The sequence below is a fragment of the Spirosoma arboris genome, from assembly GCF_009754945.1.
Classification (GTDB): domain Bacteria; phylum Bacteroidota; class Bacteroidia; order Cytophagales; family Spirosomataceae; genus Spirosoma; species Spirosoma arboris.
Genome location: NZ_WPIN01000026.1, coordinates 84,629 through 108,024 on the forward strand (window position 1 = coordinate 84,629; position 23,396 = coordinate 108,024).

Genomic DNA, 23,396 nt, shown 5'->3' on the forward strand with positions numbered 1-23,396 from the left:
AAATGAGTGGAGTGGGACTTAGGTTTCACTTAATTCACTCACTTCATCAAAAACTCAGTTACAATACTCCGCCACTGCGTTTGCCGCATCGGAATAACCCAATACTTGAGCTTGTTTCAGGTTTAGGCATCCGCTTTCCCGCGCATTTTGCAACAATTGAGCAATCCCCAACCCGTAAAACGCCTTGCCGAACTTTGGATCAGCCGTTGCCGCCTTCTGAAAATCAATCGTAGCGGCAACTAGTTTTTTTTGTTGAAACTGTAGATTTCCCCGATTATATAAAGCGAGTGCGTTTGTCGAATCTAATGTTATCGCCTGAGAAAAATCGGTCAGTGCCGGCTGAATCTGTCCTTGTGAGGCAAATAGCTGCCCCCGATTCAGAAATAATTCAGCACTAATATGGCGACTGGTATCGGGCGCGAATTTGATCGCATCCGAATAATCTTTTAAAGCCCCCGTCAAATCATTCTGAGCTACTTTGAGCAATCCCCGATTATAGTAAGGCCGATAAAAATTAGGGGCTAGTTTGATAGCCTGATCATAATCGAGGGTGGCATTGGCATATTCTTTTAGTTCAAAATAGGCAACACCCCTTGAATTGAATGCCTCTGAGTTGTCATTGTCGGCTTCGATAGCCTGATTCAACGCCTGTACAGCTTCCCGAAACTTGCCTTCTTTCAAATAAACCCGCCCCTGCCCAACGTAGTTATCAGATGAATTACAGGCAGATAAGAGGACTAAGGCAGAATGAATAATGTAGAGTGATAATCGCTTCATTGGAGAATGAGCGAATGCGTGACTGAGTGAATGACCGGGCCGCCGGAGCGGTGACTAAAATCACCGGGCATCTATTCACTGCTCCAGCGGCCCGGTCATTCACTCAGTCACGCATTCGCAATTATTTTTAATTTGGACAAAGGTACGCGTGAAATTTGGTCGTTTGACTAACAATTGCGTAACTTTGCATCGGCAAATCGGTGCTACCAGCTCCTGCTGAATCCCCCAGGTCTTGACCGAAGCAAGGGTAGGTGGTCGTAGCGGTGAGACATTGGTTTGCCATTTTTTATTTCCGCTCTGTGCGGTTATGCTGTTTAGCGGGTTATGCGTTTAGCTGTATCAAACCGCTAAATTCTCTAAACCCAAAATGGACCTGCTTAGCCAACTCACCGCTTCCTTTCAGAATTCATTCCATACCGACCCGTTGCTGATTTGCTCGCCCGGTCGCGTTAATCTCATCGGCGAACATACCGACTACAACGAAGGTTTTGTCCTTCCAGCCGCTATAGACAAAGCAATTTATCTAGCCGTTGGGCTCCGTTCCGACAATGAGCTGCATTTTGTAGCCCATGACCTGAACAAAACGTATCAAGGCACCCTCAACAACCTGACTCCTACACATACTTGGGCCGATTATCTGCTTGGAGTAGTCACACAATTCCGGCTTTCGGGCCATGAGATTGGTGGCTTTAATTGTGTATTTGGTGGTACGATCCCAATGGGGTCAGGGCTTTCGTCATCAGCGGCTCTTGAGAATGGAGTTGGGTTCGCTCTCAACGAATTATTCAATACAGGACTTGATCGAATCGCGTTGGTTAAACTCTCTCAACGGGCCGAAAATGAGTTTGTTGGAGCCAAGGTTGGTATTATGGATATGTTTGCCAGCATGATGGGCAAGGCCGATCATGTGATTAAACTGGACTGTCGATCGCTCGAATACACCTATGCTCCTTTGCAAATGGATGGCATCAGCATTGTCCTCTGCGATTCTCGAGTGAAGCATTCTTTAGTAAGCTCAGAATACAATACACGCCGGTCTGAATGTGAAGCAGGTGTTCGATTTCTACAGGCATTTTACCCTGAAATCAAGAGTCTGCGCGATGTAACGATGGCAATGCTAGATCAACATTTGCGCGATACAGAGCCGTTAATTTATCGTCGGTGTGCCTATGTGGTGCAGGAAAACCAGCGCTTACTAGATGGAGTAACCGCCCTTGAGGCAAATGATATAGCTACGTTTGGCCAACTGATGTACGGTTCTCATGAAGGACTAAGTACATTATATGAAGTCAGTTGCCCAGAGTTAGACATTTTGGTAGCTATTGCCCGTCAACAACCAGGCGTGCTGGGGGCTCGCATGATGGGCGGGGGATTCGGAGGATGTACCATTAATCTGGTCAGTGAAGAAGCTCTTGACTCATTTACTGACTTGATTATGAAACAATACAAAGCCCAAACGGGTAAAGATACGTACCTTCACGTCTGCAAAATCCAAAACGGAACGAGTATAGTTAGTAAGGCAGTCGATCTTAATAAGTAAATGGACTAAAAAACAGCTTATAGATTTACTGACCACAGACAATTAATTAACTCTATTTTACCATGAAATTTTTCATTGACACAGCCAATCTGGCTGACATTAAAGAAGCCCAGGACATGGGTATTCTAGACGGCGTTACAACCAATCCTTCATTAATGGCTAAAGAAGGTATTACGGGAAAAGACAGCGTAATGGGCCATTATAAGAAAATCTGTGAAATCGTTCAAGGCGATGTAAGTGCAGAGGTTATCTCGACTACCTACGACGAGATGATCAAGGAAGGCGAAGAATTGGCTGATATCGACGAGAACATCGTGGTAAAGGTGCCAATGAGTGGCGATAGCATCAAAGCCATTAAATATTTCTCGGAAAAAGGCATTCGTACAAATTGCACACTGGTATTCTCAGCTGGCCAGGCTCTGTTGGCCGCTAAAGCGGGAGCTACTTATGTATCGCCGTTTGTAGGTCGTTTAGACGATATTTCGACTGACGGTATGGCCCTAATCGAGCAGATTGTGAATATCTACACGAACTACGGCTACACAACCGAAGTACTAGCTGCATCTGTACGCCACCCAATGCACGTTATTCAGTGCGCCGAAATTGGTGCAGATGTTATGACAGCACCATTGAGCGTTATTAAGATGTTACTCAATCACCCTCTGACTGACAGTGGCCTCGCTAAATTCCTGGCTGACCACGCAAAAGCCGAGAAAAAGTAAGTTTGAATTACGATTTACGAAGTACGACCGCGCGGACGGCCCCGTTACGATTAGTCGTTATGTGGTACCGTAAATCATACTTCGTAAATCGTAAATCGTAAATCCCTATGTTTTCCACTGAATCCGTCCTTACACTCGAACACGCCGATATCTATCAAGGCAAGAAGTTGGTCTTAGGAGATGTATCGTTTCAGATTAATAAGGGAGATTTTGCCTATCTTATTGGTCGAACCGGGAGTGGAAAATCATCCTTATTAAAGACCTTATATGCCGATTTGTGGCTTCAGAACGGTAAAGGCATTGTAGCCGGTTATCCCCTCGATTCACTCAAGCCACGCGATGTCCCACAGCTCCGCCGGAAAATCGGAATCGTTTTTCAGGACTTTCAATTATTTTTTGATCGCTCCGTAGAAGATAACTTAAAGTTTGTTCTCAAAGCAACCGGCTGGTCAAACAAGGTTGATATGAACAACCGCATTGCCGATGTGCTCATGCAGGTCGGCTTGGGAACAGCCCAGAAAAAAATGCCTCACCAACTCTCAGGCGGTGAACAACAACGTGTAGTTATTGCCCGTGCTATGTTGAATGAGCCTCTCATTCTCATTGCCGACGAACCCACGGGTAACCTCGACCCGGCAGTATCTGATCAGATTATGAAAGTATTTCAGGCTATTAACAACGCCGGAACTGCTGTACTCATGGCTACACACAACTACGACCTGTTGCACAAATATCCTGCCCGTGTATTACGCTGTCAGGAGGGGCAAGTAATAGAATTAGGAGGGTAAGTTAACTTCAGGACTGAGTAAGCAGGCAGACTTCGCTTCTTTAGAAATTGTAAATTCTATTGAATAGATAGCATTGGCTATCAGTACAGTAGAGTGCATAGAATCTAACGTTGCATTAGTTCTTCAGTCCTATGAATTTTGACCGTCGTCATTTCCTTAGCTTATTTACTGCGCTCACCGGAACCTCTTTACTACCTATAAGTAACCCAATTCAAGCCGGGTCAATTGTAAAATCATTTCCAATTGCCTGTAATTCCTACAGTTGGCTGACTTTCTACGGACGGCAAGGCAAAACCTGGATGGCCGACCCTGATACTTCATTAGCAGAACTTGCACAATCGGGCTTAACAGCGTATGAACCAGCTATAAACTCTGCTGAAGAAGTGACCAAACTGATTCCGCTGTTAAAGAAATATAGACTAGGAATGCCCTCTTTATACGTCAATAGTACACTTCACCGGCCCGAGGAAGCACAAAAATCCATTGATACAGTATTATTAATTGCCGATGCTTCACGACCTGCTGGAACCACTATTTTCGTTACTAATCCCAGTCCAATTAAATGGGGTAGTAACGACGATAAAACGGATGCTGAGCTGGTCGAGCAAGCCCGAAATCTGGATCGTCTGGGCGACGAGTTGCGTAAGCGTGGCATCACGCTAGCCTATCATACCCACGCGCCCGAACATCGGCAAGCCGCCCGCGAGTTTCACCATATGCTTCTGGCAACCGATCCTAAAAATGTATCGCTTTGCCTGGATGCACATTGGGTTTATCGGGGATCAGGTAACTCACAGGTAGCGTTATTCGATGTCGTAAAACTCTACGGAAAACGTATTGTTGAAGTACACATTCGTCAATCGCGCGATGGCATCTGGCAAGAGACATTCAGTGATGGTGACATCGATTATCGTCGACTCACTACTGATCTGAAAACGCTGAATATTCGGCCCTTACTGGTTCTTGAGCAGTGTTTAGAGAAAGGGTCACCGAATACAATGGGACCAGTGGAAGCACACAAACAAGACCTGACTTATACAAAAACCGTTTTCTCAGGGTTGTTAGGATAATGAAACAAACTGGTCAATTGACTGTTATTCATCGTACACTGCACAATGCAGTTTATTTATGAATTACCAAGTCAATTAAACTCACGTTATTATTATGCAACCCAATATAGGCCTTGAGAAAGATGTTCTAAAACAGGACAATACACTGTTGAACGACTTCCTGTCTGATCTGCACGTACTTTACATTAAAACCCGAAAATACCACTGGAATGTTGCCGGGCCGAACTTCATGGAGTATCATAAATTCTTTGAAAGTCAGTATAAGGCTATCGAAGCAGAAATTGACGAAGTGGCCGAACGGATTCGCCAATTGGGCGGTATACCTTTGGCTACGATGGCCGAGTTTATTCATAATACAAGTCTGAAAGAAGACTCCGGAAAGCCAAAAGATACGGCTGAAATGTTCAAGAATCTCTTGTCTGACCATGAGCAAATCGTCCGGGAACTTCGGGATGACGTTGATAAATGTGCCGACGAATTGAAAGATGCAGGTACAGCCGACTTTTTGACGGGTCTGATGGAGGCCCATGAAGCTATGGCCTGGATGTTGCGCAAGTATCTTTCGTAGTAGAAATAGCATAAAAGGAAGAGTGAGTAGTGTAGCCTAATGAGTATTAGGAATATTTCCTATATTCATCATTCTGCATTATTCACTCTTCACTTTTTTATCGTGCCCAAATCTCTTTCCATTCGCTCTGGTCTTGGCAGTGTCTTATTTTGGTCGGTTATTTCAGCCGCATTTATTGGTCCTGGATCTGTTACAGCCTGTGCAATAGCTGGTTCAAAGTATGGTTTACACTTGCTATGGGTGCTCACCTTTGCTACTCTTGGCACAGTCTGGCTACAAGAAGCAGCCGCTCGCATTACTATTGCTACAGGTAATGATTTAGGCCAGGTCATTACGCAAACGTATACCGGAACACGCGGGCGCTGGGTTTCCTGGACATTATTCCTTGCTATTTTTTTTGGTTGTGCTGCCTATCAAGCGGGTAATATACTCGGGGCGGTGGCAGGCCTATCCCTACTTACAGGTCTGCCTGTTCCCATACTTACAATTGGTATCGGCTTGATTTGTATCGCCTTGTTATGGATTGGTTCAACCCAGAATTTGGCCAATTTCCTGGGCATAATTGTCTTCGCTATGGGTGGGGCTTTTGTCTACGTAGCGTTTGGAACACCCGTCACGTCCATCGAATTAACGAAAGCGCTAATTACCCCGAGCTTTCCAGACAACTCACTCCTACTCATTAATAGTCTGATTGGAACGACTATTGTACCCTATAATTTGTTTTTTGGATCAAGCATTGTGCCTGGCCAATCATTAAGCGAAATGCGATTGGGGATTTGGGTGGCGGTCGTATTAGGCGGAATCATTTCGGTTGTGCTATTGCTGGCCGGATTGCTTATTCCTGGCGATTTCTCCTATCCACACATGGCGCAGGTAATGACCGATCGGTTGGGCACATGGGCAGGATCTTTATTTGCTTTTGGTTTATTTGCGGCTGGTTTTGCCTCCTCATTGACTGCTCCACTGGCCGCAGCCGTAACTGCCCAAAGCTTGTTAGGCGTTCGAAAAAATTCATCAACCTACCGTGGTATCTGGATCGTAGTTATGCTAACAGGTTTAATCTTCGGTTTACTAAATGTAACCCCCATCCCGGTGATTGTAGCGGTACAGGCCATCAACGGTATTTTACTCCCATTTGTAACAATTTTCTTATTTGCCGCTGTTAACAATCGAAAATTGTTAGGAGATACTTATACTAACTCGCCGGCTCAAAATTTGTCAATGGGGCTGGTCGTACTCGTAACAGCAGCATTGGGACTTTGGAACGTCTGGCTAGCATTTCAATAAGTAAGGGGCTCAGGCATAGTGTAAACGCTATGGCTGAGCCCCTTACTCCAGGTAAAATTATTTACTTCTTTTTATTTAGTCGACGGTTCTGCTGTTCCAATCGCTCAATTCGTTTTTGCTGCTCAATCAAGTGAAGCGTCAATTCTTCGTTTTTCTTCACCAACGTAGCCAACAGTTTAGTGAGGTCAACGCCTTCCTTTACCATTTCACTAGCACTTGGCATATCAGGCAAATGCTTGTTTTGTTGAACATATTGCTCTACCTCCGCCAGTGACTGCAATTTGTAGGTTGGTGCAAATACATAATCAGCCCATTGGCGTTCTGATACAGGTTGTACATGCATCGCCAGCGCCGAAAGCCGGGCGGCTAAGGTAACATCACCTTTGTCGTTAACAGTTAGAAATTTACCAGCAGTCGCATCGCTTGGTTGTGAATTAGCTGTCATATTTGTCAACCGAAGGCCGCTACGTCCATCTGTACCTGCAGTAAGTTCAAGTCGATTCTGCGGAGTTGACGTACCAATACCCACATTGACATTATTTCCCAATACCATCGCATTGCTGCTCAAAACGCGGGCATTCGCTCCAATAGCCGTTGCATTCGATAATCCTACGCCTACACCAACAGCATTGGCACCCAGTAATGTATTGTCCTGACCGTCCACAGTCTCAAAACCAGCATTGGGCCCAATAATCAGGTTACGACTGCCACGTTGATTGAGTTGCCCAGCATTATAACCTATAAACACATTATCACTACCATCGGTATTGAGTTTACCTGATTCAACGCCAACAAACGTATTATGACTGCCAGTCGTATTGGGGAAACCAGCTTTATAGCCAAAATAAGTATTGTATGATCCGCTTGTATTACTTTGCCCAGACATACTACCCATAAATGTATTATATGTCCCTGTTCCACCAATGGTAGCGGTGGTACTCTGTCCAATAAATAAATTATTGGTCCCATTAGGCGACTGGAAACTAACAACCTGATTGTCAGGCGTGATAATCTGACTTTGGGCTAATGTCTTTGTGGCTAAGCCGGTGGTTAGAACGAGAAGAGTAAAGGTAATGTGTTTCATAAGTAAAACTGGATATGGAAATAATGATAAATATAGCAATTTTCGTTCCGTTTTTTCTTGTTCCTTTAATTTACAATTAATTGAAATATAGTGAATAACGACACTATATAAGCTATCGAAAAAACAGAAGTAGAATAAGCAATGAATTTTTGTATTAATAGATCGAAGTTGTGACATTTAAACTTCTTCTTAGTAAGATTTATCGCTATTTTATTTAGCGGTAGCTAATTACTACCCTTAGATAAAACTATTGTTTTTCTGACAAAACATAACAACGTGATTATGTAACTTTACTGTAAGTAAACTTCAGTCACTTGCTTCGATTCATTCGACCATGAAGCTTTTTTCTATTATTAATTATGTGTTGGTTACTAGCTTTCTAGCCAGCATTCTAAGTAGCTGTGCTCCAACTCTTACAACTACTTATCGGCTCGAACCCGTTTCGGGGGATGTAGTAACAATTGATGGTCGCCCAGTTACTAAATCCGAGCAAAATAGTGTGGGTGTAGTTGCTTCGTTTGAGCGAGATGAGTTAGAGTTTGTTGTACTGGATGTCGAAATAAAAAATCATACAGACCACCCTATTGAAGTCAATCCGGCTGATTTTCATTTTGTAGCTCTGGGTTCTGCACAGGATACACTAGCAGATATACAAAATTCAAATGCAGTACTTGCTCGCTCAGCGGCCGATCCTGCCTACGAAGCTGGTCGTATGGGTATCAAACGTAAAGAGGAGGAAAAACGATTAAAGCGCGCTAAAGTAATAAACACCATTCTAATGGTGGCCACGATTGCGTCTGATGTTTCGTCGTCAAGTAATAGTCGTTCGTACCGAGAATATACCAACAATCGAGTTGTTCATAGCCTTGCCTATCAGGGGATTGCCGTTAAACGGGCTGTTGACTATAGTACATTTGCTAATCGAATGCAACGCTATGACTACGAAGAATACCGCTGGCGGGAATTAGCCCTCAAAGCAAATACATTGGCTCCTGGGGAATCAGTTCGAGGGCTTGTATATCTGCCCAAAGTACAGTCTGCAAAGTATCTGGCCATCAACTATACCATACCCGAACAAGCTAGTGTACCACTGCTCTTCAAACAGGATTTAGTTCAACAAAAGAACGCTCGGAAACGACGGTAAGTAAGTTCAGTTCTGCTCACCAATCGTCGTCATCATCTTCAAACGCCTGTTGCGCTCGCTGCAATTCCTGTAAAGCCTTCAAGTTATTTTGCACTTTAGCCAGTGCAATACCTATTTCGTATAATTCAGAGGCTTTATCCCGCTCGTCCAATTCAGCGTAAAGCGCGGCTGCATGATAATAAGTGGGCAGATAATCAGGGTATTCAGTGACTAGCTGGTCAAAATAAATACGCGCTTGGTCGGGTCGACTACTCATATATTCCATGGCCAATGCATAAACATTGAATGGATTACTCGGTTCTTCCTCTACAAACTGCATTAATTGCTGAATGCGCTCATTGTTCATACGCTCGATAAAAATAGTATGCTTGCATACTATTTTTTTAAGATTGTTTGTATTTTTGAATCGTAAAATTAGTCAACAGTCCTCAGGCGATAGGTATGTACTAACATATAATCTACTGAAAACTATTAATCAGGGACTAGACATTACAATCACTACAAAACCCGATTAAACATGAAAATATTAGTGTGTGTGACAAGTGTGCCTGACACCACCACAAAAATTGCCTTTACAGACAATAACACCAAGCTCAACAAGGCAGGCGTAACTTTCATTACAGGGCCCTATGACGATTATGCGTTAGCACGAGCTGTTGAGCTCAAAGAAAAAACGGGTGCTACAATAACTGTTCTGAACGTTGGACAAGCGGACTCTGAACCTGTTATTCGTAAATGTCTGGCCATTGGGGCCGACGATGCCATCCGAGTAAATGCAGAACCTACCGATGCTTATTTCGTAGCTGAACAGATTGCAGCAATTGCCAAAGAAACTAGCTATGATCTGATTCTAATGGGTCGCGAATCTATCGACTACAATGGTGGCCAAGTTCATGGTATTGTTGGCGAGATGCTTGGTATACCCTCAATCTCACCCGTTATGCTCCTTGATCTTGATGGAGATACAGCCAAAATTACCCGCGAAATTGAAGGTGGGAAGGAAAGCTTAGAAGCTAAGTTACCATTAGTACTGGGTTGTCAGGAGCCTATTGCCGAATGGAAGATTCCAAACATGCGTGGCATCATGACTGCTCGAACTAAACCTCTCAAAGTAGTTGAACCGACTGGCACTGATAAACTTACGACTGTTGCCAGTTATGAGCTCCCAGCACCCCGTGGCGCCGTAAAAATGATTCCTGCCGACGAAGCTGAAAAGCTCATCCAATTACTACATACAGAAGCTAAAGTAATTTAATTGCATTCGGCTTTCGGAATAAGGTTCAGCTAACAAGCTTAGGAACCAAAGACTGAAAACCATAAATCGAAAATTCTTTTATGTCAGTTCTCATATTTGCCGAATTAGACGAAGGTAAGATCAAGAAATCCTCTCAAGAGGCTATTTTCTACGGAGCCAAGGTGGCTCAAATGACAGGCACATCGGCAACAGCCATTATTATTGGAGCGGCCGATGACTCAGAATTGGCCTCTGCTGGACGTTTCGGAGCTACAAGCGTTCTACATGCCACAGATACTAAATTAAACGAGCCTAATGGTATGGCCTACGCTACAGTGGTAGCCGCAGCTGCCCAGCAGGAAGGAAGCAAGGTTATTGTACTGGCTAAATCATCGCTTGCCGACGCTATGACAGCTCGTCTGGCTGGTAAACTCAAAGCTGGTTTGGCTGCAAACGTAATTGCGCTCCCCGATTTATCGACCGGTTTTCAGGTCAAAAGTAGTATTTATACGGGGAAAGCGTTTGCCAACAATGACTTGAAAGCTGATATTAAAATTTTGGCTATCAAGAAAAATACCATTACACCCGAAGAATCAGAAGCCACAGCTCCGGTCAGTGCATTCACTCCAGCGTTAAACGACTCAGATTTTGCCATTTCGATAAAAAGCACGGAGAAATCATCGGGCGATATCTTGCTTCCTGAGGCAGATCTGGTCGTATCAGCTGGACGTGGATTGAAAGGACCTGAAAATTGGGGTATTGTTGAAGATTTGGCTAAAGCATTGCATGCCGCAACTGCCTGTTCGAAACCAGTATCTGACTTGGATTGGCGTCCTCATTCCGAGCATGTAGGCCAAACAGGCCTCAAAATAAGTCCTAATCTGTATATTGCCTGTGGCATATCGGGCGCAATACAACATCTCGCCGGAGTAAACTCCTCCAAGGTAATTGTTGTTATTAACAAGGACGCAGATGCTCCTTTCTTCAAATCGGCAGATTACGGCATAGTTGGTGATGTATTCGATGTGCTACCTCGTTTGACGAAAGCAGTAAAAGCTCTCTAGCCAGGTATTGTCAGTTGGAGGTAATTAATGAGGTTTTATTAAAAACTTACGATTACCGATGACGTTTGGCTGATGACAGAAGGCTAAAAATTGCTAATTTCGCACCGTGGATAAGATTAAGCTGGAAATACTAGGACTATCGCCCAGCCAGTCGCAATCGGGTTCGTTTGCGTTGGTATTAGGCGAAGAATATGGCAACCGACGATTGCCTATCATCATTGGCATGTTTGAAGCACAGGCCATTGCTATCGAAATAGAAAAAATTGTTCCGAACCGTCCTATGACGCATGATTTGTTCAAACAGTTTGCCGAACAATTCAAATTTACGGTTCGTGAAATCATGATCTCTGATTTAAGAGAAGGTATCTTCTTTGCTAAAATCGTTTGTTTCGATGGTGTCCGGGAGTCCGTCGTTGATGCCCGCCCATCAGATGCGATCGCCATTGGTATCCGATTCAATGTACCGATCTATACAAACGAGTCTATTTTGTCAGAAGCGGGCATTACTGCAAGCGGCAATGATGAAGAGGAACAGGAAGAACTTGTACGTTCCTCGAATCGTCCTTCTACCCGGTCGTTTGGCGATCAGTTGAAGAATGCTTCTTCTGAAGAACTTCAGCGAATGCTCGAAGAAGCTCTCGGCAATGAAGAGTATGAACGAGCAGCTAAAATTCGTGATGAAATGAGTAAACGTAACTAATTACCAAATCTTACATAAACAATGAAAGCCATCCAGTCGGATGGCTTTCATTGTTTATGTAAGATTTAAACTTATTTTCTCCTTTTCTTCCTGACCACTAATTCCCGATAGCCAAAAACTGGATCGACCTCTCGTGCATATGTTATATCGGTCATGACTGCAATCACCAGTTCGGCAGTGGTATAAATTTTACAACCTTCCATTAAATGGCCTCCCAGGGTTCGACCTGTTGAATCTGATACTAATAAATGGATATGGCTTCCATTTGTTGAGAGTGTACCAACTAAGGAAACAATTTCAAAATGGCCTCGCCACAGACTAGACTCTGTCTGATTAGCCAGTCGCAAGCTTACATCAGTTAAACTACCCACACAAGTCAACACGGCTCCTGCTTCGACGCGTTCCTGATGCACGAAAGTATCTAATTCCTTTTTTAAATCCTGTCCTGGTCGCAGCCGGAATGAGTACGTCTGCGTCATTGTCGAAACGACTGGAGCAGTTGGCGGGTAGGGTTGCGCGTTAAGCATTAGTATAAAATTGTAAAATAGAACCAATAATATAAAAACTCGCATTTGTACGAATGGATTGGAAACCATACAGAATTGTAAAGACACAAGGTCGACTTCCGAGATAAAATCGCTATTTACCTCGACTTTATCTCCTTCAATAAACCTAATAATACAATAACAGAAAAACCGGAAGCGTTGGCTTCCGGTTTTTCTGTTATTGTATTATTAGCATTTTGTTATTCAACTCCAAACATTACATCTGACCGGCGACCACTGTTACCAGCCCGGCGACGCGTTGCCTTTTTCTTAACGGGCGCTGGAGGAGCAAGCAACTTAGCTTTCTGATCATCTGTCAGCGGCTTCAGGTCAGTGATTGTGTAGCTGTTATCACTAATTGTTGTATTGAAGCTACCCACTGTTTGTTCAGGCTGGCCATTGCATGGCAGTTTCGTAACTGTGAATACAGCGCGGAAGTACTGAACCTGTGGACGTACTCGGCGACCTTTGAAGCGAATAGCGTTGCCACTTTCAATTTTCGCTTTCTCTGCTTGCAATTGCTGAGCTATACCACCTGGCAATTCGTTAAGATTCAGGATAACGGTATTCGTATCGAACTCAACTACATTGTCTGCCAAGCGACGGTTCAGACCACGGTAACGCAGGCGAGTAACCGTGTCTCCAACTGAGGTAACGGTACCGTTACAGTAACAGACGTTAGCAACTTCGCGGGTGTAAGGTGTACGGTAGTAAACTTCCAGACGCTCTAGACGGTGACGATATTCACATTCTGGCTGAACAATATTTCTTGGGCGAACGCTGGAGAAGCTTGTTGTTACAACTTCGCTCATACAAGTACCGCACTTGGCAGTCTGCTTATTATGAACCGTTACGTAATAGAAACCAGGGTTCAATTGACCATTTGAGAAATAGGCTGTTGGGAATGTGAGCGTTGTATCAGTCGTATTTTCTAATTGAGCAATTACTTGATCGGTATTACCTGCTACGACTGAATCCGGGCGATAATATAAACGAGCTGTAAAGGTTTCGTTTTTCGGATTTGGAGTCGTGCTGCGCCAGCTAATAACTGGAGCGGTAGCAGCGGTGTTAACCGGAGCGGTAGTTCCATCAGCATAAGCTAGTGATGCACCTTTGAGCGAAGCGCCATTGAATCGAACACTCAGCTCGGGAATCTGCTCGCAAGTTGGGCAGGAAACTGGAGCTTTGGGGATAAGCTTTTTCTGAACAAATCCTTTCCGAACTGCCAGCCCAACACTGAAGCCACCATGATTACGCTTAAATTCATATAGCTGATCATCAACACCATTGACAATCAGGTAATTTAATTTCGTAATAAAGCCTTGGCCCTGTAGACCAATATTCCAGTTATTCTTGAGTGGGAAGAAAATAGCCAAGGACCCCAGAGCACCTAAATGATAAAGGTTAGAGCTTGGATTAACCGATCGGATAAGTCCTCCACCATCTACAAAAGAAGGAACCGCTGGTAGTGTTAGCGTTGACGGCGTATAGGCTGAAATAGTGGCAGCCTCTGTACGGAACAGACCGCCACGAGCGGCTGCTTCAATAAAGGTTACAGCATCAGGATTACGGCGGCTACGAGCGATCGTAAACTGAAGAACTGGCCCAACCGTCAGGAACATATCTTCAGAAGGACGCTGCCGAATTGTTACCTGCGAACTATTGAATCCTCGTGCAGCTGCCAGTGTATACAGATAATCACGGTATATACTACGTGTAATGTAGTTGCCATACCCAAAAGCTGCACCTAAGCCAAAACGGAGTCGGCGAGTTGCAGGGGTTAAGTAATAGTCAGCATTAGCAGTAATGTTAAAACCAGCCCCGTTATAGAGAGTATTATCTCTTTTATTTGGGCCAAACGTGTTTTCCCATGTACCACAATATGCGAAGTTAGGGCCTGCATATAACCCTACTCGCCAAGGCGATAATCGCCGAACTAAAATGAATGTTTGAAAGGTTGTGTCGCAGTCATCGAGTTCAGCCACATCACTAGCCTGCGCTTTGAAATCGCTTCTACGAAGAGTGTCGGTATAAATACCTTTCCCCAAACGATAGATATTCTCGCGCGTGTAATTCCCGCTGGAAGTAGTCGCAGCGGGTTGAACCCGGACTGTATCAGCCTGTTGAGCAAGACTGATAGATGGTATTGCAAAACTTAGCAACACGAGTCCAGCCAGCATCCTCAGGGGGTGTTGTTGGATAAATGTTCGCATATTTATTGAGTTAATTTGACGCAATGATTCTAATTAAACTTTTATTCTCCCAAATGTGACCGTAGAAACTTAGGGAACGGTTCTTCCACACATTTGTGGTTTATTCCGCTTTGTCAGCCAAGCATTTCTACAGGTAAGACTGACTAGCAGTCCGAACGTATACCCTATATGACTAACTTTCCGGCTAAATGTTTCTCAGGTTTCACAAAAAAAATTGCAAGTTGCATTTACACGAAAAATATTTCCATAAAAATAGAATCGAATGAATTCGACCAACAACTTACTTTGTCGTCCATCAGACAACATATATGGGTAAATAGAGCTTATTCCTTATTTTTCTGCAATGTTAAGACCGAATTGTAAAAGTCAATTCATACTTCCCATTTTTTTTAAGCATCTATTGCCAAATAGTAAAGTAAACCAAGGCAGTGGACTAGCAATACTACTAAATTGTCCAAATTGTGTTTAAAACTTCCTCAGTTTTATTGACGGTCAATAATAGTAATAATCAAGTGATAAAAAAACAATTCCTTGGTTAACCGCTGAACAAATAACTTTTTCTTGCCATTGTCTTAATTCTTCCGCAATTTCTTCTATTATGAGTACTACAACAATTGATTATTTTCACCTGAAGATAAATATTGGCTACATCTACTGATGGTTATCTAGCGGCAAAGAAAGTATACAGGAATTGTCTTACTCAGTGAGTCGCGTCAATAGAAGTTTGGTATCCGTTGGCAAAGGTAAATGCATATCACAATAAATAAGTAACCTAAAATAAAAATTATTTTTATTACAAAAAAACTATAAGCTCAGTTTTATCGATGTTTGAATCAGATTTGTAGTGCATTTTGCAATGATTTTACCGTCAGGAGCTACAATTCGTCCCTCACAATGAATAATATTCTTGCCTTCTCGTATAACTTCTGCTGTTGCAGTAATGATATCACCAAGGCGGGCTGCATGCAAAAAATCAATGGTCAGGTTAACTGACGTATAGGCATATTCGCGTCCAAGTGCAAACACCGTTGCGCCAACCAAATCATCCAGAATGGCTGATGCAGCCCCACCATGGAGTACATTAGCTGGATTAGTTAATTCCTTACGAACAATATAATCGACTACCATACGTCCATAATCGACAGCTCGTATTGTGCCATTGAGCCAGCGCCCAAAAGGCGATATGCTACTACGCATGTCTTGACCAATCTGCGAACGAAAGAAGGTAAGACGAGGGTTTATTAAATTGTCCATATCCGGCAAAAATAGCATTAAACTAAGTCACAAGCCCGCAAGCCGCTATTATTTGTGGATTTTCTTGGGAGGTTTTCAAGACTTATGTTACTTTTGAGCGATTATTAATACGCCTACTCGATTACTTCGTATGAATTACACGCTTACGCAGCTTCCCGACCGCACTACGAAACCTCGCCAAAGCGGATTAACGATGGTGATGGACAAAGGGCTAAGCCTGCGGGAAGTAGAGGATTTCTTATCTACCTCTGCTGACTATACTGATATTGTTAAATTAGGTTGGGCAACATCATTTGTTACACCAAAACTTAAGGAAAAATTAGCTATTTATCGGGAAGCAGGTATCCCTGTTTATTTTGGCGGAACCTTGTTTGAGGCCTTTGTAGTACGTAATCAGTTTGATGAGTACCGCAAATTGCTGGATAAATACGGCATGGAATATGCAGAAGTGTCGGACGGTTCGATTGATATGGCTCAAGACGATAAATGTGACTACATCCGTAAACTCGCTACTCAGGTAACAGTATTGTCAGAGGTAGGTTCCAAAGACGAAGCTAAGATTATACCGCCTTATAAGTGGATTCAATTGATGAAAGCCGAGCTTCAGGCTGGCTCCTGGAAAGTAATTGGTGAAGCCCGCGAAGGCGGAACTGTTGGCTTATTTCGATCAAGTGGTGAAGTACGTCAGGGGTTAGTTGAAGAAATTCTGACGCAAGTTCCATTCGAGAGCATTCTGTGGGAAGCTCCCCAAAAAGAACAGCAAGTTTGGTTCGTGAAGCTACTTGGCGCCAATGTCAATCTCGGCAATATTGCCCCCCACGAAGTTATTCCTCTAGAAACCATACGATTAGGTTTACGGGGTGATACATTTACGCACTTTTTAGAAAAATAGCCAAATGGTCGTCAGTCAATAGTCGATACTACCCAGGCGACTTTGATTATCGACTATTGACTGACGACTTCTTTTTATGGATCTTATAAAATCACTGATTGATTTTTTACTTCACCTCGATCGCCACCTCGATCTGTGGGCTAACGAATATGGCGTGCTGCTCTATGCTATTCTGTTCCTGATTGTTTTCACGGAGACAGGGCTTATTGTCATGCCGTTATTACCCGGTGATTCGTTGTTATTTGCTGCTGGCGCCTTGGCTGCCCGGCCAACGAATGACTTGAGTGTTTGGGTAATTATTCCGCTCCTGATCGGAGCTGCACTATTAGGTGACAACGTCAACTACTTTGTGGGTCGATTTTTAGGGACACAGATTAAATCACGGCAGCGAATCTTGTTTTTCAAACGTGAATACATTGCTGAAACCGAAAAGTTTTATGCCAAATATGGTGGTCGAACGGTCATTATTGCCCGATTTATCCCTATCGTGCGCACAATTGCGCCTTTCGTAGCTGGGGCCGGTAGCATGACGTATGGAACGTATATTAAATTCTGCATATTGGGAGCTGCTCTTTGGGTAACGAGCATTTCACTACTTGGGTACTTTTTTGGCAATTTCCCCATTGTTCAGAAAAACTTTGAATTAGTAGTGTTTGGTATCGTTGGGCTTTCGGTGGTACCAATTATCATTGAGTTTTTTAAGAAACGCGCCTAGTACCAGTCAATTGATTTTAGGTATGCCACGGCTAAACGCTGTGGCATATTGTTTTTAATCCTATTAACATGAAGCGTTACGGTCTTATTGGTTTTCCACTCACGCATTCGTTCTCACAACGATACTTTACCGAGAAATTTGCTCGTGAAGGAATTACAGACAGTCGTTATGACTTATTTGATATGCCAGACATTTCGGCCTTAGCAGACCTTCTTGAATTACCTGACCTGCAAGGACTAAATGTAACGATTCCGCATAAACAGGCTGTACTACCTTATTTAGATCGCCTGGATATATCAGCCGAAAAAATTGGTGCTGTAAATGTAATCAAGCTGAATGCAGACGGTTCTCGAACAGGCTATAACTCCGATTATTACGGCTTTAAGCAATCGCTTACAGATTGGTTAGCCGCACTTCAGCGTACGCCAGCAAATCTTCAGGCATTGGTACTTGGTACTGGTGGGGCTTCCAAAGCCGTTACTGTCGCCCTGGCCGATTTAAGTATTCCTTATAAATTCGTATCACGAAAAAAAACAGCTGAGACGCTGACTTATGAGGAATTAACAGAAGTCATAACTGAGTATCCGTTAATTATCAATGGTTCGCCGGTTGGAACCTACCCTCGAGTCAGTGAAGCACCTGCTTTACCCTACTCGCAACTAACTGATCAGCACTTGTTGTATGATCTGGTCTATAATCCAGCGGAAACTCAGTTTATGAAACTCGGCCACGAACATGGGGCTGCTGTACATAATGGCTTACGCATGCTGGAGCTTCAGGCTGAGAAAGCCTGGGAAATTTGGCAACTATAGTATTTTTCCTACTTCGATAAACCCAAAACAAATGCCTCTCTTAGTTTTTGCCAATATCACTGCTCGTCCCGGAGCCGAAGTTGATCTTAAAAATGCCTTGCGTGAGTTAATTTTCGATGTAAGAAAAGAACCGGCCTGTCAGCTTTATGAATTGTATGAAAGCGCAGAACATCCCGAACGGTTCATCATGCACGAACTCTGGGACGACGAAGCTGGCCTTCAGGCGCACAGTCAAATGCCCCATATGGCAGCGTTTGGGATAAAAGCAAAAGATTGGCTTGCCAAACCTGCTGAACTAACAAAAGTTACGGTTTAGCTATCCGGTCAGGTTCGTTTACCAATGAAGAGGGCAGAGAAGTCGAAAAATTTACAGGCAGATTTCCTTCATTCGAGCATCATCCATCACAAATACGTTAAAGTCAACCTGCCCCCGAATACCCTTAACCCAGCCATTCTGGTTGTGTTGCCAGAGATAGAGTTTATCGGCATTGTAACTACGTAGGTGCTTAGTCGAGTAATCAGCTATCCATAGTGGGTACTCGTCCAGATTTCCTTTAATATAACGCCGGTAAAGATTACCGTTTGTATAAATAATTGGGCGGATCTGATAATGCTCTTCAATGGTTTCGAGCCATAATCGTAGGCCGTTAACAATCGTCTCGTCTGACTGACCATTAATTACCTCGAAATCAACTACCGGTGCAAAATCACCTGGGCTAAGATTTACATGTTGAATAAAATTATTGGCTTGCTTAAGTGGGTCACGCGTGGGATGATAAAAATGATAGGCTCCTCGGTGCATAGCTATTTTTTTAGCCTCGCGCCAGTTTTTGTCAAAATGTTTGTCGGCTAAAGTCGCTCCTTCTGTTGCTTTGATAAAGACAAATTGTAATCGAACGCCTTCTGCTTCCATTTGTTGAACCCGCGCCCAGTTAATACGATCATTATGTCGTGATACATCAATACCGTGAATGCCGTATCGCATAGGTAATCGAATACCAAATGCTTGTACAAATCGCCAATCCAGTTCATCAGCCTGTCGCGACCGAACAACCCAAACACCTGCCAAAGCAAGTAGGAATGCCGCAATCCATAGGCCGTATCGCCGAAAGATGATCTTGACCAGTACGCGAAATTTCATGTAAATAGTTGACTTTACAGGCCAAAATTACGGTTTTATCCCCAAACCTCTCAAAATCAGAGAAGCCCTTTGCCTAGGCAAAGGGCTTCTCTGATTCATAATTTACTGATAGCTGTAGCATACAGGCAATAGGACTGCCTTATTTATTCGGCTGGGGAGTAGTCCGTAAATAGGGCTTGACAAACGTCACGCCTTTTGGAAATTTAGCTTCCAGTTGATCGTTCGGTACAGCGGGAGTTACAATCACATCCTCACCTTCCTGCCAATCGGCGGGTGTAGCTACCTGATAATTGGCTGTGAGTTGTAGCGAATCGATTACTCTTAGTAACTCGTTGAAATTACGTCCTGTTGAGGCTGGATAGGTTAAAGTCAGTTTGATTTTCTTATCAGGCCCAATAACGAACACCGAACGCACTGTTGCTTTTTCGCTAGCATTAGGGTGAATCATGTCGTAAAGTGTAGCTACGCTCCGGTCTGGATCGGCAATGAGGGGAAAATTAACTTCCGAGCCCGTAACATCTTTAATGTCTGGGGTCCAGCGATTGTGCGACTCCAGGTCGTCGACTGAAACAGCAATAACTTTTACATTACGCTTTCCAAATTCATCTTTAAGTAGGGCTGTTTTACCTAGTTCGGTTGTGCAAACAGGAGTAAAATCGGCAGGGTGAGAGAATAGCATCCCCCACGAATTACCCAACCATTCATGAAAATGAATGTGGCCTTGTGTTGTGTCGGCCTCAAAATCGGGGGCAATATCTCCTAAGCGAAGTGACATATAAATAGTGGTTTAGTTGACAATCCCTATCTAGTTAATATAGTAGGCAAAAAACGGAAAACCGGCAGTGAGCCGGTTTCATCAGCAAACTTAAAATAAACGATGCTAGTTCGCAATTTTTAAAATTCCTCGTTCAGAAATCAGATCAATTTATCTTCCACAGCCATCCTAACCAGCTCGGCAGCATTACGAACCTGTAACCGGCGCATCATATTGGCCCGATGGTTATCTACAGTTCGGACACTGAGTTGAAGTTTTTCTGCTATTTCGCGGCTACTCATACCTGCTACCAAAAACTGTAAAATCTCTTTTTCCTTGTTGGACAGCTTCGATTGTCGTTCTGTACGACTGTGACGGCTCCCTTTTTTGAGTTGCTGCATGTAGCCACTCAGAATAATAGAAGCAACAGGTGAACTGTAGTATTTTTCACCTGCGGCAATGGTACGGATCGCTTTAATCATCTCATCCGATGACGAATCCTTCAGAATATAACCATAAGCACCAGCCTCCACACTTCGCAGAATATAATCTTCATTGTTGTGCATAGACAACATCAGCACGCGCACATTTTTGTATAGCCTACTGACAACCTGAGTGGTCTGAATACCCGACATACCAGGCAGGGAAATATCCATAAGAATCAGATCAGGCAGTTGTTCTGGGGTTGCCTGATGCGCTTTCAGCTTATCAAGAGTTTCTTCGCCATCATTGGCTTCATCAATAATTTCCAGACCGTCTGCCTGTTCCAATAAGAGTCGAATGCCATCCCGAACAATAGAATGGTCGTCCACCAGCATTAATTTAGTAGGTGTCATGATGAGCAAGTTGGGTTTGATAGGGTATACTGATCTGCAGTTTAGTACCTTTCCCCGGAGTAGAATTAAGTTTAAATTTACCGTTTACCAGTTTAGTTCGTTCCTGTATGTTATGCAGCCCCTGAGACGGAGGCCGTAACATTGACGACTGCGGGCTATCACCATTGACTTCCTGAATCGGTTTCATTAACTCATTAACCTGGTTTTTGCGAGGTACACGAAAGCCCTGGCCATCGTCACTCACAACTAATTGTAAGCTGTTTCCGCGCTCTTTTAGTTCGATATGGATATGAGATGGGTTTGCATGCCGAACCGCATTACTGACCGCTTCCTGGGTCACCCGATACAGCATAATCTCAATATTTTTATCCAAACGAGGCATATCGGCTGTAAAGTTTGTTTTAAAGGTAACATCGAGCGATTCACTACGGTCATGTTCGGCCAGCATTTTAATGGCAGGCACAACGCCAAAATCACTTAATACACTAGGCATCAAGTTATTAGAGATCGTCCGGGTTTCCTGAATAGTCTGAGTGACCAGACTCTTTAATGTCTTTAAGTTTTTAGAATAGGCTGTTGTACCATTTTGTTCATTGACAGCAGCTCGAGTCAGGCCCGCTTCGAGTCCCTCAATTTGCAGTTTAATGGCTGTGAGCATCTGCCCCAATCCGTCATGAAGTTCTCGCGACATTCGTTTGCGCTCTTCTTCCTGACCAGCAATTAAGTACGATGTCCTCAGTTTCTGATCATCAATCTGTTGTTCATACTGTTGCTTTGTGGCTTCGAAGAGTTTCTGGCGGGTTTCTTTTAGCGACTTATTGGCACTTAACAGTTTCTTGTTAGCAGCTGCCGTTTGACTCTCAGCTTCAATCAACTGAGCGAACGTTTGTTTAAGTTTTCGGGCTGCAGGCCTGAAAATCAATAGGCCAATACCGATGAGGGCAATCAAAGTAAAGATGTATAAGTATAATTCTGTAGAACGTAATAATGCGAGCATGGATCTCTGCTCTCCGTTACAGACCACCACAATCCGGTCAATCTTCTCTAAAAATGGCTTTTCGTTGGCGAGCATCAATTTAAGACTAGCCTGTACATCGGGCTGTTTTACTTCATCAAACCGTTGCAGACGCATTATTCGATGGGCGCTCTGTTGAAAAGCTTCAAACTCTGGGCGAATGCCAGCATACAATCGATTTAATGTATCCGAATAGATAATCCGTATCTTAGGATCGTCCGTACGACCTTCCCGAGTTTGCAAATGGAAACGTTCAAAAACAGGAAATAACCGTCTCAATTCGGCTACATTTTCCTCAAAACTGGATTGCTCACTAGCATCGGTTACCTGGAGCACCTGCTTTACAATCTGCTGACTCTGGTGTCGTTGGAGCGCAGTATGGCGGATGACGCTCATTTGCTGTTCAATAGCTCCGAAGCGCCATTGTGTTAGCCCCTGCCCTACCGTTAGCAAAACGGCAAGGATAATGAACATCGTCATATACAAACGAGTGAACCGAACGGGAATTACCGAACCGTCTTTTGCGTTATCGTTGAGTGAATCGGACACGGCAGCGTGATCGAAGCTAAAGTGAATTATAAAAGTAATCTTTTTTGTAGTTTTACCTTTGTTTTCTACCGTTAAAGTCTTTCAACGCCATGAACCGTTTAGTAATTGCTTTCCTCTGCGTGTCGCTTATAGCCTCCGCTTTTCGTCCCGCTATCTTACCAATCGAACGAATTAAGCCCAGGGTAGTAGCTCCCGTAGCTGCCGAACCGGTGAAATTGTCGTGGGAAGTTCTTCGCGATGTTACCTTCAAGAAAAAATGGTATGCCGAAGAATCGGTATACATGCTCTATCCCACTTTTGGTCAGAGCATCCAGAAACTGAATGGAAAGACAGTCGACTTAACAGGTTATGTGCTTCCAGTCGATCTCGAATCGAATATTTATGTACTATCGGCATTCCCATATAGCGCCTGTTTTTTTTGTGGGGGCGCGGGGCCAGAATCGGTTGTGTCTCTGAAATTCAAGAAGTCTGACAAAAAATTCAAAACAGATGAGCGCCGTACTTTCCGAGGTACACTTAAGCTTAATGCAGATAACATCTACGAACTCAATTACATTCTGGCCGATGCAGAAATGATTGAGCAATAGGGTACAAGTTTTTAGTATAAAAAGCCTACTCTTTCCATAATAGAGCAGGCTTTTTACGTTTAGGCAATTAAGGCATTAGACTAACCATAAGCTGCGTTAAATTAC

Annotated in this window: 25 protein-coding genes; 15 read left to right on the forward strand and 10 right to left on the reverse strand. The window is 43.6% G+C overall.

Features of this window, described 5'->3' with window-relative positions; all coding sequences use genetic code 11:
• Positions 1-54 precede the first annotated feature (54 nt).
• Entirely contained in the window at positions 55-777 is a 723-nt protein-coding gene (locus GO755_RS37490; RefSeq protein WP_157590571.1) for a tetratricopeptide repeat protein, read from the reverse strand.
• A 367-nt stretch (positions 778-1,144) separates the two neighbouring features.
• Here GO755_RS37490 and galK point away from each other — a divergent pair, with 367 nt between their 5' ends.
• The 6 genes from galK to GO755_RS37520 all read left to right on the forward strand — a co-directional run bounded on the left by galK (position 1,145) and on the right by GO755_RS37520 (position 6,752).
• The gene (gene galK, locus GO755_RS37495) at positions 1,145-2,317 is read left to right on the forward strand and encodes a galactokinase (RefSeq protein ID WP_157590572.1); all 1,173 of its coding nucleotides are present in this window, start codon (positions 1,145-1,147) and stop codon (positions 2,315-2,317) included.
• A gap of 62 nt (positions 2,318-2,379) precedes the next feature.
• Positions 2,380-3,039: a fructose-6-phosphate aldolase gene (gene fsa / locus GO755_RS37500; RefSeq protein WP_157590573.1), complete on the forward strand. Its 660-nt coding sequence runs from the start codon at positions 2,380-2,382 to the stop codon at positions 3,037-3,039.
• A 107-nt stretch (positions 3,040-3,146) separates the two neighbouring features.
• Positions 3,147-3,827, forward strand: coding sequence for a cell division ATP-binding protein FtsE (locus tag GO755_RS37505; protein ID WP_157590574.1), 681 nt, complete (start codon positions 3,147-3,149; stop codon positions 3,825-3,827).
• Between the two features lie 131 nt (positions 3,828-3,958).
• A complete protein-coding gene (locus GO755_RS37510; protein WP_157590575.1) occupies positions 3,959-4,897 on the forward strand; it encodes a sugar phosphate isomerase/epimerase family protein in 939 nt (312 codons plus the stop codon).
• Positions 4,898-4,991: 94 nt separating this feature from the next.
• Complete coding sequence (locus tag GO755_RS37515; protein WP_157590576.1) at positions 4,992-5,465, forward strand: Dps family protein; 474 nt, start codon at positions 4,992-4,994, stop codon at positions 5,463-5,465.
• Positions 5,466-5,567: 102 nt separating this feature from the next.
• A complete protein-coding gene (locus tag GO755_RS37520) occupies positions 5,568-6,752 on the forward strand; it encodes an Nramp family divalent metal transporter (RefSeq protein ID WP_317166037.1) in 1,185 nt (394 codons plus the stop codon).
• A gap of 61 nt (positions 6,753-6,813) precedes the next feature.
• On the opposite strand, the gene GO755_RS37525 is transcribed toward GO755_RS37520, so the two are convergent.
• On the reverse strand, positions 6,814-7,836 hold the full coding sequence (locus tag GO755_RS37525; protein ID WP_157590578.1) for a hypothetical protein: 1,023 nt from the start codon (positions 7,834-7,836) through the stop codon (positions 6,814-6,816).
• A 334-nt stretch (positions 7,837-8,170) separates the two neighbouring features.
• Between GO755_RS37525 and GO755_RS37530 the strand changes: the two genes are divergently transcribed.
• On the forward strand, positions 8,171-8,980 hold the full coding sequence (locus GO755_RS37530) for a cupredoxin domain-containing protein (protein ID WP_157590579.1): 810 nt from the start codon (positions 8,171-8,173) through the stop codon (positions 8,978-8,980).
• Positions 8,981-8,996: 16 nt separating this feature from the next.
• On the opposite strand, the gene GO755_RS37535 is transcribed toward GO755_RS37530, so the two are convergent.
• A complete protein-coding gene (locus tag GO755_RS37535) occupies positions 8,997-9,326 on the reverse strand; it encodes a tetratricopeptide repeat protein (protein ID WP_157590580.1) in 330 nt (109 codons plus the stop codon).
• 171 nt (positions 9,327-9,497) lie between these two features.
• Here GO755_RS37535 and GO755_RS37540 point away from each other — a divergent pair, with 171 nt between their 5' ends.
• The 3 genes from GO755_RS37540 (at position 9,498) to GO755_RS37550 (ending at position 11,978) form a co-directional block, all read left to right on the forward strand.
• Entirely contained in the window at positions 9,498-10,235 is a 738-nt protein-coding gene (locus GO755_RS37540; protein ID WP_157590581.1) for an electron transfer flavoprotein subunit beta/FixA family protein, read from the forward strand.
• Between the two features lie 80 nt (positions 10,236-10,315).
• Complete coding sequence (locus tag GO755_RS37545) at positions 10,316-11,278, forward strand: electron transfer flavoprotein subunit alpha/FixB family protein (RefSeq protein WP_157590582.1); 963 nt, start codon at positions 10,316-10,318, stop codon at positions 11,276-11,278.
• A 106-nt stretch (positions 11,279-11,384) separates the two neighbouring features.
• Positions 11,385-11,978 carry a bifunctional nuclease family protein gene (locus tag GO755_RS37550; protein ID WP_317166038.1) on the forward strand — a complete coding sequence of 198 codons (594 nt, stop codon included), beginning with the start codon at positions 11,385-11,387 and terminating at the stop codon, positions 11,976-11,978.
• 71 nt (positions 11,979-12,049) lie between these two features.
• On the opposite strand, the gene GO755_RS37555 is transcribed toward GO755_RS37550, so the two are convergent.
• The 3 genes from GO755_RS37555 to GO755_RS37565 form a co-directional block, all read right to left on the reverse strand.
• On the reverse strand, positions 12,050-12,505 hold the full coding sequence (locus GO755_RS37555; RefSeq protein ID WP_227687256.1) for a PPC domain-containing DNA-binding protein: 456 nt from the start codon (positions 12,503-12,505) through the stop codon (positions 12,050-12,052).
• A 218-nt stretch (positions 12,506-12,723) separates the two neighbouring features.
• Positions 12,724-14,703 carry a hypothetical protein gene (locus GO755_RS37560; protein ID WP_157590595.1) on the reverse strand — a complete coding sequence of 660 codons (1,980 nt, stop codon included), beginning with the start codon at positions 14,701-14,703 and terminating at the stop codon, positions 12,724-12,726.
• 837 nt (positions 14,704-15,540) lie between these two features.
• Positions 15,541-15,990: a PaaI family thioesterase gene (locus GO755_RS37565; protein WP_157590584.1), complete on the reverse strand. Its 450-nt coding sequence runs from the start codon at positions 15,988-15,990 to the stop codon at positions 15,541-15,543.
• Positions 15,991-16,120: 130 nt separating this feature from the next.
• Here GO755_RS37565 and GO755_RS37570 point away from each other — a divergent pair, with 130 nt between their 5' ends.
• From GO755_RS37570 to GO755_RS37585, 4 genes are all read left to right on the forward strand, one after another.
• Positions 16,121-16,882: a phosphosulfolactate synthase gene (locus tag GO755_RS37570; protein ID WP_157590585.1), complete on the forward strand. Its 762-nt coding sequence runs from the start codon at positions 16,121-16,123 to the stop codon at positions 16,880-16,882.
• A gap of 76 nt (positions 16,883-16,958) precedes the next feature.
• Complete coding sequence (locus GO755_RS37575; RefSeq protein WP_157590586.1) at positions 16,959-17,597, forward strand: DedA family protein; 639 nt, start codon at positions 16,959-16,961, stop codon at positions 17,595-17,597.
• Between the two features lie 68 nt (positions 17,598-17,665).
• Positions 17,666-18,409, forward strand: coding sequence for a shikimate dehydrogenase family protein (locus GO755_RS37580; RefSeq protein WP_157590587.1), 744 nt, complete (start codon positions 17,666-17,668; stop codon positions 18,407-18,409).
• Between the two features lie 31 nt (positions 18,410-18,440).
• On the forward strand, positions 18,441-18,725 hold the full coding sequence (locus GO755_RS37585) for a putative quinol monooxygenase (RefSeq protein WP_157590588.1): 285 nt from the start codon (positions 18,441-18,443) through the stop codon (positions 18,723-18,725).
• A 51-nt stretch (positions 18,726-18,776) separates the two neighbouring features.
• Here the strand turns inward: GO755_RS37585 and GO755_RS37590 are convergent, their stop codons facing one another.
• From GO755_RS37590 to GO755_RS42085, 4 genes are all read right to left on the reverse strand, one after another.
• On the reverse strand, positions 18,777-19,550 hold the full coding sequence (locus tag GO755_RS37590) for a glycoside hydrolase family 25 protein (protein WP_198175049.1): 774 nt from the start codon (positions 19,548-19,550) through the stop codon (positions 18,777-18,779).
• Between the two features lie 139 nt (positions 19,551-19,689).
• Positions 19,690-20,325 carry a peroxiredoxin gene (locus GO755_RS37595; protein ID WP_157590589.1) on the reverse strand — a complete coding sequence of 212 codons (636 nt, stop codon included), beginning with the start codon at positions 20,323-20,325 and terminating at the stop codon, positions 19,690-19,692.
• Between the two features lie 140 nt (positions 20,326-20,465).
• Positions 20,466-21,122 carry a response regulator transcription factor gene (locus GO755_RS37600; RefSeq protein ID WP_157590597.1) on the reverse strand — a complete coding sequence of 219 codons (657 nt, stop codon included), beginning with the start codon at positions 21,120-21,122 and terminating at the stop codon, positions 20,466-20,468.
• A gap of 4 nt (positions 21,123-21,126) precedes the next feature.
• A complete protein-coding gene (locus GO755_RS42085; RefSeq protein WP_317166039.1) occupies positions 21,127-22,704 on the reverse strand; it encodes a sensor histidine kinase in 1,578 nt (525 codons plus the stop codon).
• Positions 22,705-22,793: 89 nt separating this feature from the next.
• Between GO755_RS42085 and GO755_RS37610 the strand changes: the two genes are divergently transcribed.
• Positions 22,794-23,291, forward strand: a complete 498-nt coding sequence (locus tag GO755_RS37610) for a DUF3299 domain-containing protein (RefSeq protein WP_157590590.1) — start codon at positions 22,794-22,796, stop codon at positions 23,289-23,291.
• The last annotated feature ends 105 nt before the right edge of the window (positions 23,292-23,396 follow it).

What these genes read in the sequence shown, in the direction of transcription:
- GO755_RS37585 (WP_157590588.1), top strand. Translation starts at nt 18,441, where the DNA reads ATGCCTCTCTTAGTTTTTGCCAATATCACTGCTCGTCCCGGAGCCGAA.
- GO755_RS37510 (WP_157590575.1), top strand. Translation starts at nt 3,959, where the DNA reads ATGAATTTTGACCGTCGTCATTTCCTTAGCTTATTTACTGCGCTCACC.
- fsa (WP_157590573.1), top strand. Translation starts at nt 2,380, where the DNA reads ATGAAATTTTTCATTGACACAGCCAATCTGGCTGACATTAAAGAAGCC.
- GO755_RS37600 (WP_157590597.1), bottom strand. Translation starts at nt 21,122, where the DNA reads ATGCTGGTGGACGACCATTCTATTGTTCGGGATGGCATTCGACTCTTA.
- GO755_RS37530 (WP_157590579.1), top strand. Translation starts at nt 8,171, where the DNA reads ATGAAGCTTTTTTCTATTATTAATTATGTGTTGGTTACTAGCTTTCTA.
- GO755_RS37555 (WP_227687256.1), bottom strand. Translation starts at nt 12,505, where the DNA reads ATGCTTAACGCGCAACCCTACCCGCCAACTGCTCCAGTCGTTTCGACA.
- GO755_RS37525 (WP_157590578.1), bottom strand. Translation starts at nt 7,836, where the DNA reads ATGAAACACATTACCTTTACTCTTCTCGTTCTAACCACCGGCTTAGCC.
- GO755_RS37575 (WP_157590586.1), top strand. Translation starts at nt 16,959, where the DNA reads ATGGATCTTATAAAATCACTGATTGATTTTTTACTTCACCTCGATCGC.
- GO755_RS37570 (WP_157590585.1), top strand. Translation starts at nt 16,121, where the DNA reads ATGAATTACACGCTTACGCAGCTTCCCGACCGCACTACGAAACCTCGC.
- GO755_RS37595 (WP_157590589.1), bottom strand. Translation starts at nt 20,325, where the DNA reads ATGTCACTTCGCTTAGGAGATATTGCCCCCGATTTTGAGGCCGACACA.
- GO755_RS37590 (WP_198175049.1), bottom strand. Translation starts at nt 19,550, where the DNA reads ATGAAATTTCGCGTACTGGTCAAGATCATCTTTCGGCGATACGGCCTA.
- GO755_RS37580 (WP_157590587.1), top strand. Translation starts at nt 17,666, where the DNA reads ATGAAGCGTTACGGTCTTATTGGTTTTCCACTCACGCATTCGTTCTCA.
- galK (WP_157590572.1), top strand. Translation starts at nt 1,145, where the DNA reads ATGGACCTGCTTAGCCAACTCACCGCTTCCTTTCAGAATTCATTCCAT.
- GO755_RS37490 (WP_157590571.1), bottom strand. Translation starts at nt 777, where the DNA reads ATGAAGCGATTATCACTCTACATTATTCATTCTGCCTTAGTCCTCTTA.
- GO755_RS37515 (WP_157590576.1), top strand. Translation starts at nt 4,992, where the DNA reads ATGCAACCCAATATAGGCCTTGAGAAAGATGTTCTAAAACAGGACAAT.
- GO755_RS37545 (WP_157590582.1), top strand. Translation starts at nt 10,316, where the DNA reads ATGTCAGTTCTCATATTTGCCGAATTAGACGAAGGTAAGATCAAGAAA.
- GO755_RS37505 (WP_157590574.1), top strand. Translation starts at nt 3,147, where the DNA reads ATGTTTTCCACTGAATCCGTCCTTACACTCGAACACGCCGATATCTAT.
- GO755_RS37560 (WP_157590595.1), bottom strand. Translation starts at nt 14,703, where the DNA reads ATGCTGGCTGGACTCGTGTTGCTAAGTTTTGCAATACCATCTATCAGT.
- GO755_RS37535 (WP_157590580.1), bottom strand. Translation starts at nt 9,326, where the DNA reads ATGAACAATGAGCGCATTCAGCAATTAATGCAGTTTGTAGAGGAAGAA.
- GO755_RS37610 (WP_157590590.1), top strand. Translation starts at nt 22,794, where the DNA reads ATGAACCGTTTAGTAATTGCTTTCCTCTGCGTGTCGCTTATAGCCTCC.
- GO755_RS37540 (WP_157590581.1), top strand. Translation starts at nt 9,498, where the DNA reads ATGAAAATATTAGTGTGTGTGACAAGTGTGCCTGACACCACCACAAAA.
- GO755_RS37565 (WP_157590584.1), bottom strand. Translation starts at nt 15,990, where the DNA reads ATGGACAATTTAATAAACCCTCGTCTTACCTTCTTTCGTTCGCAGATT.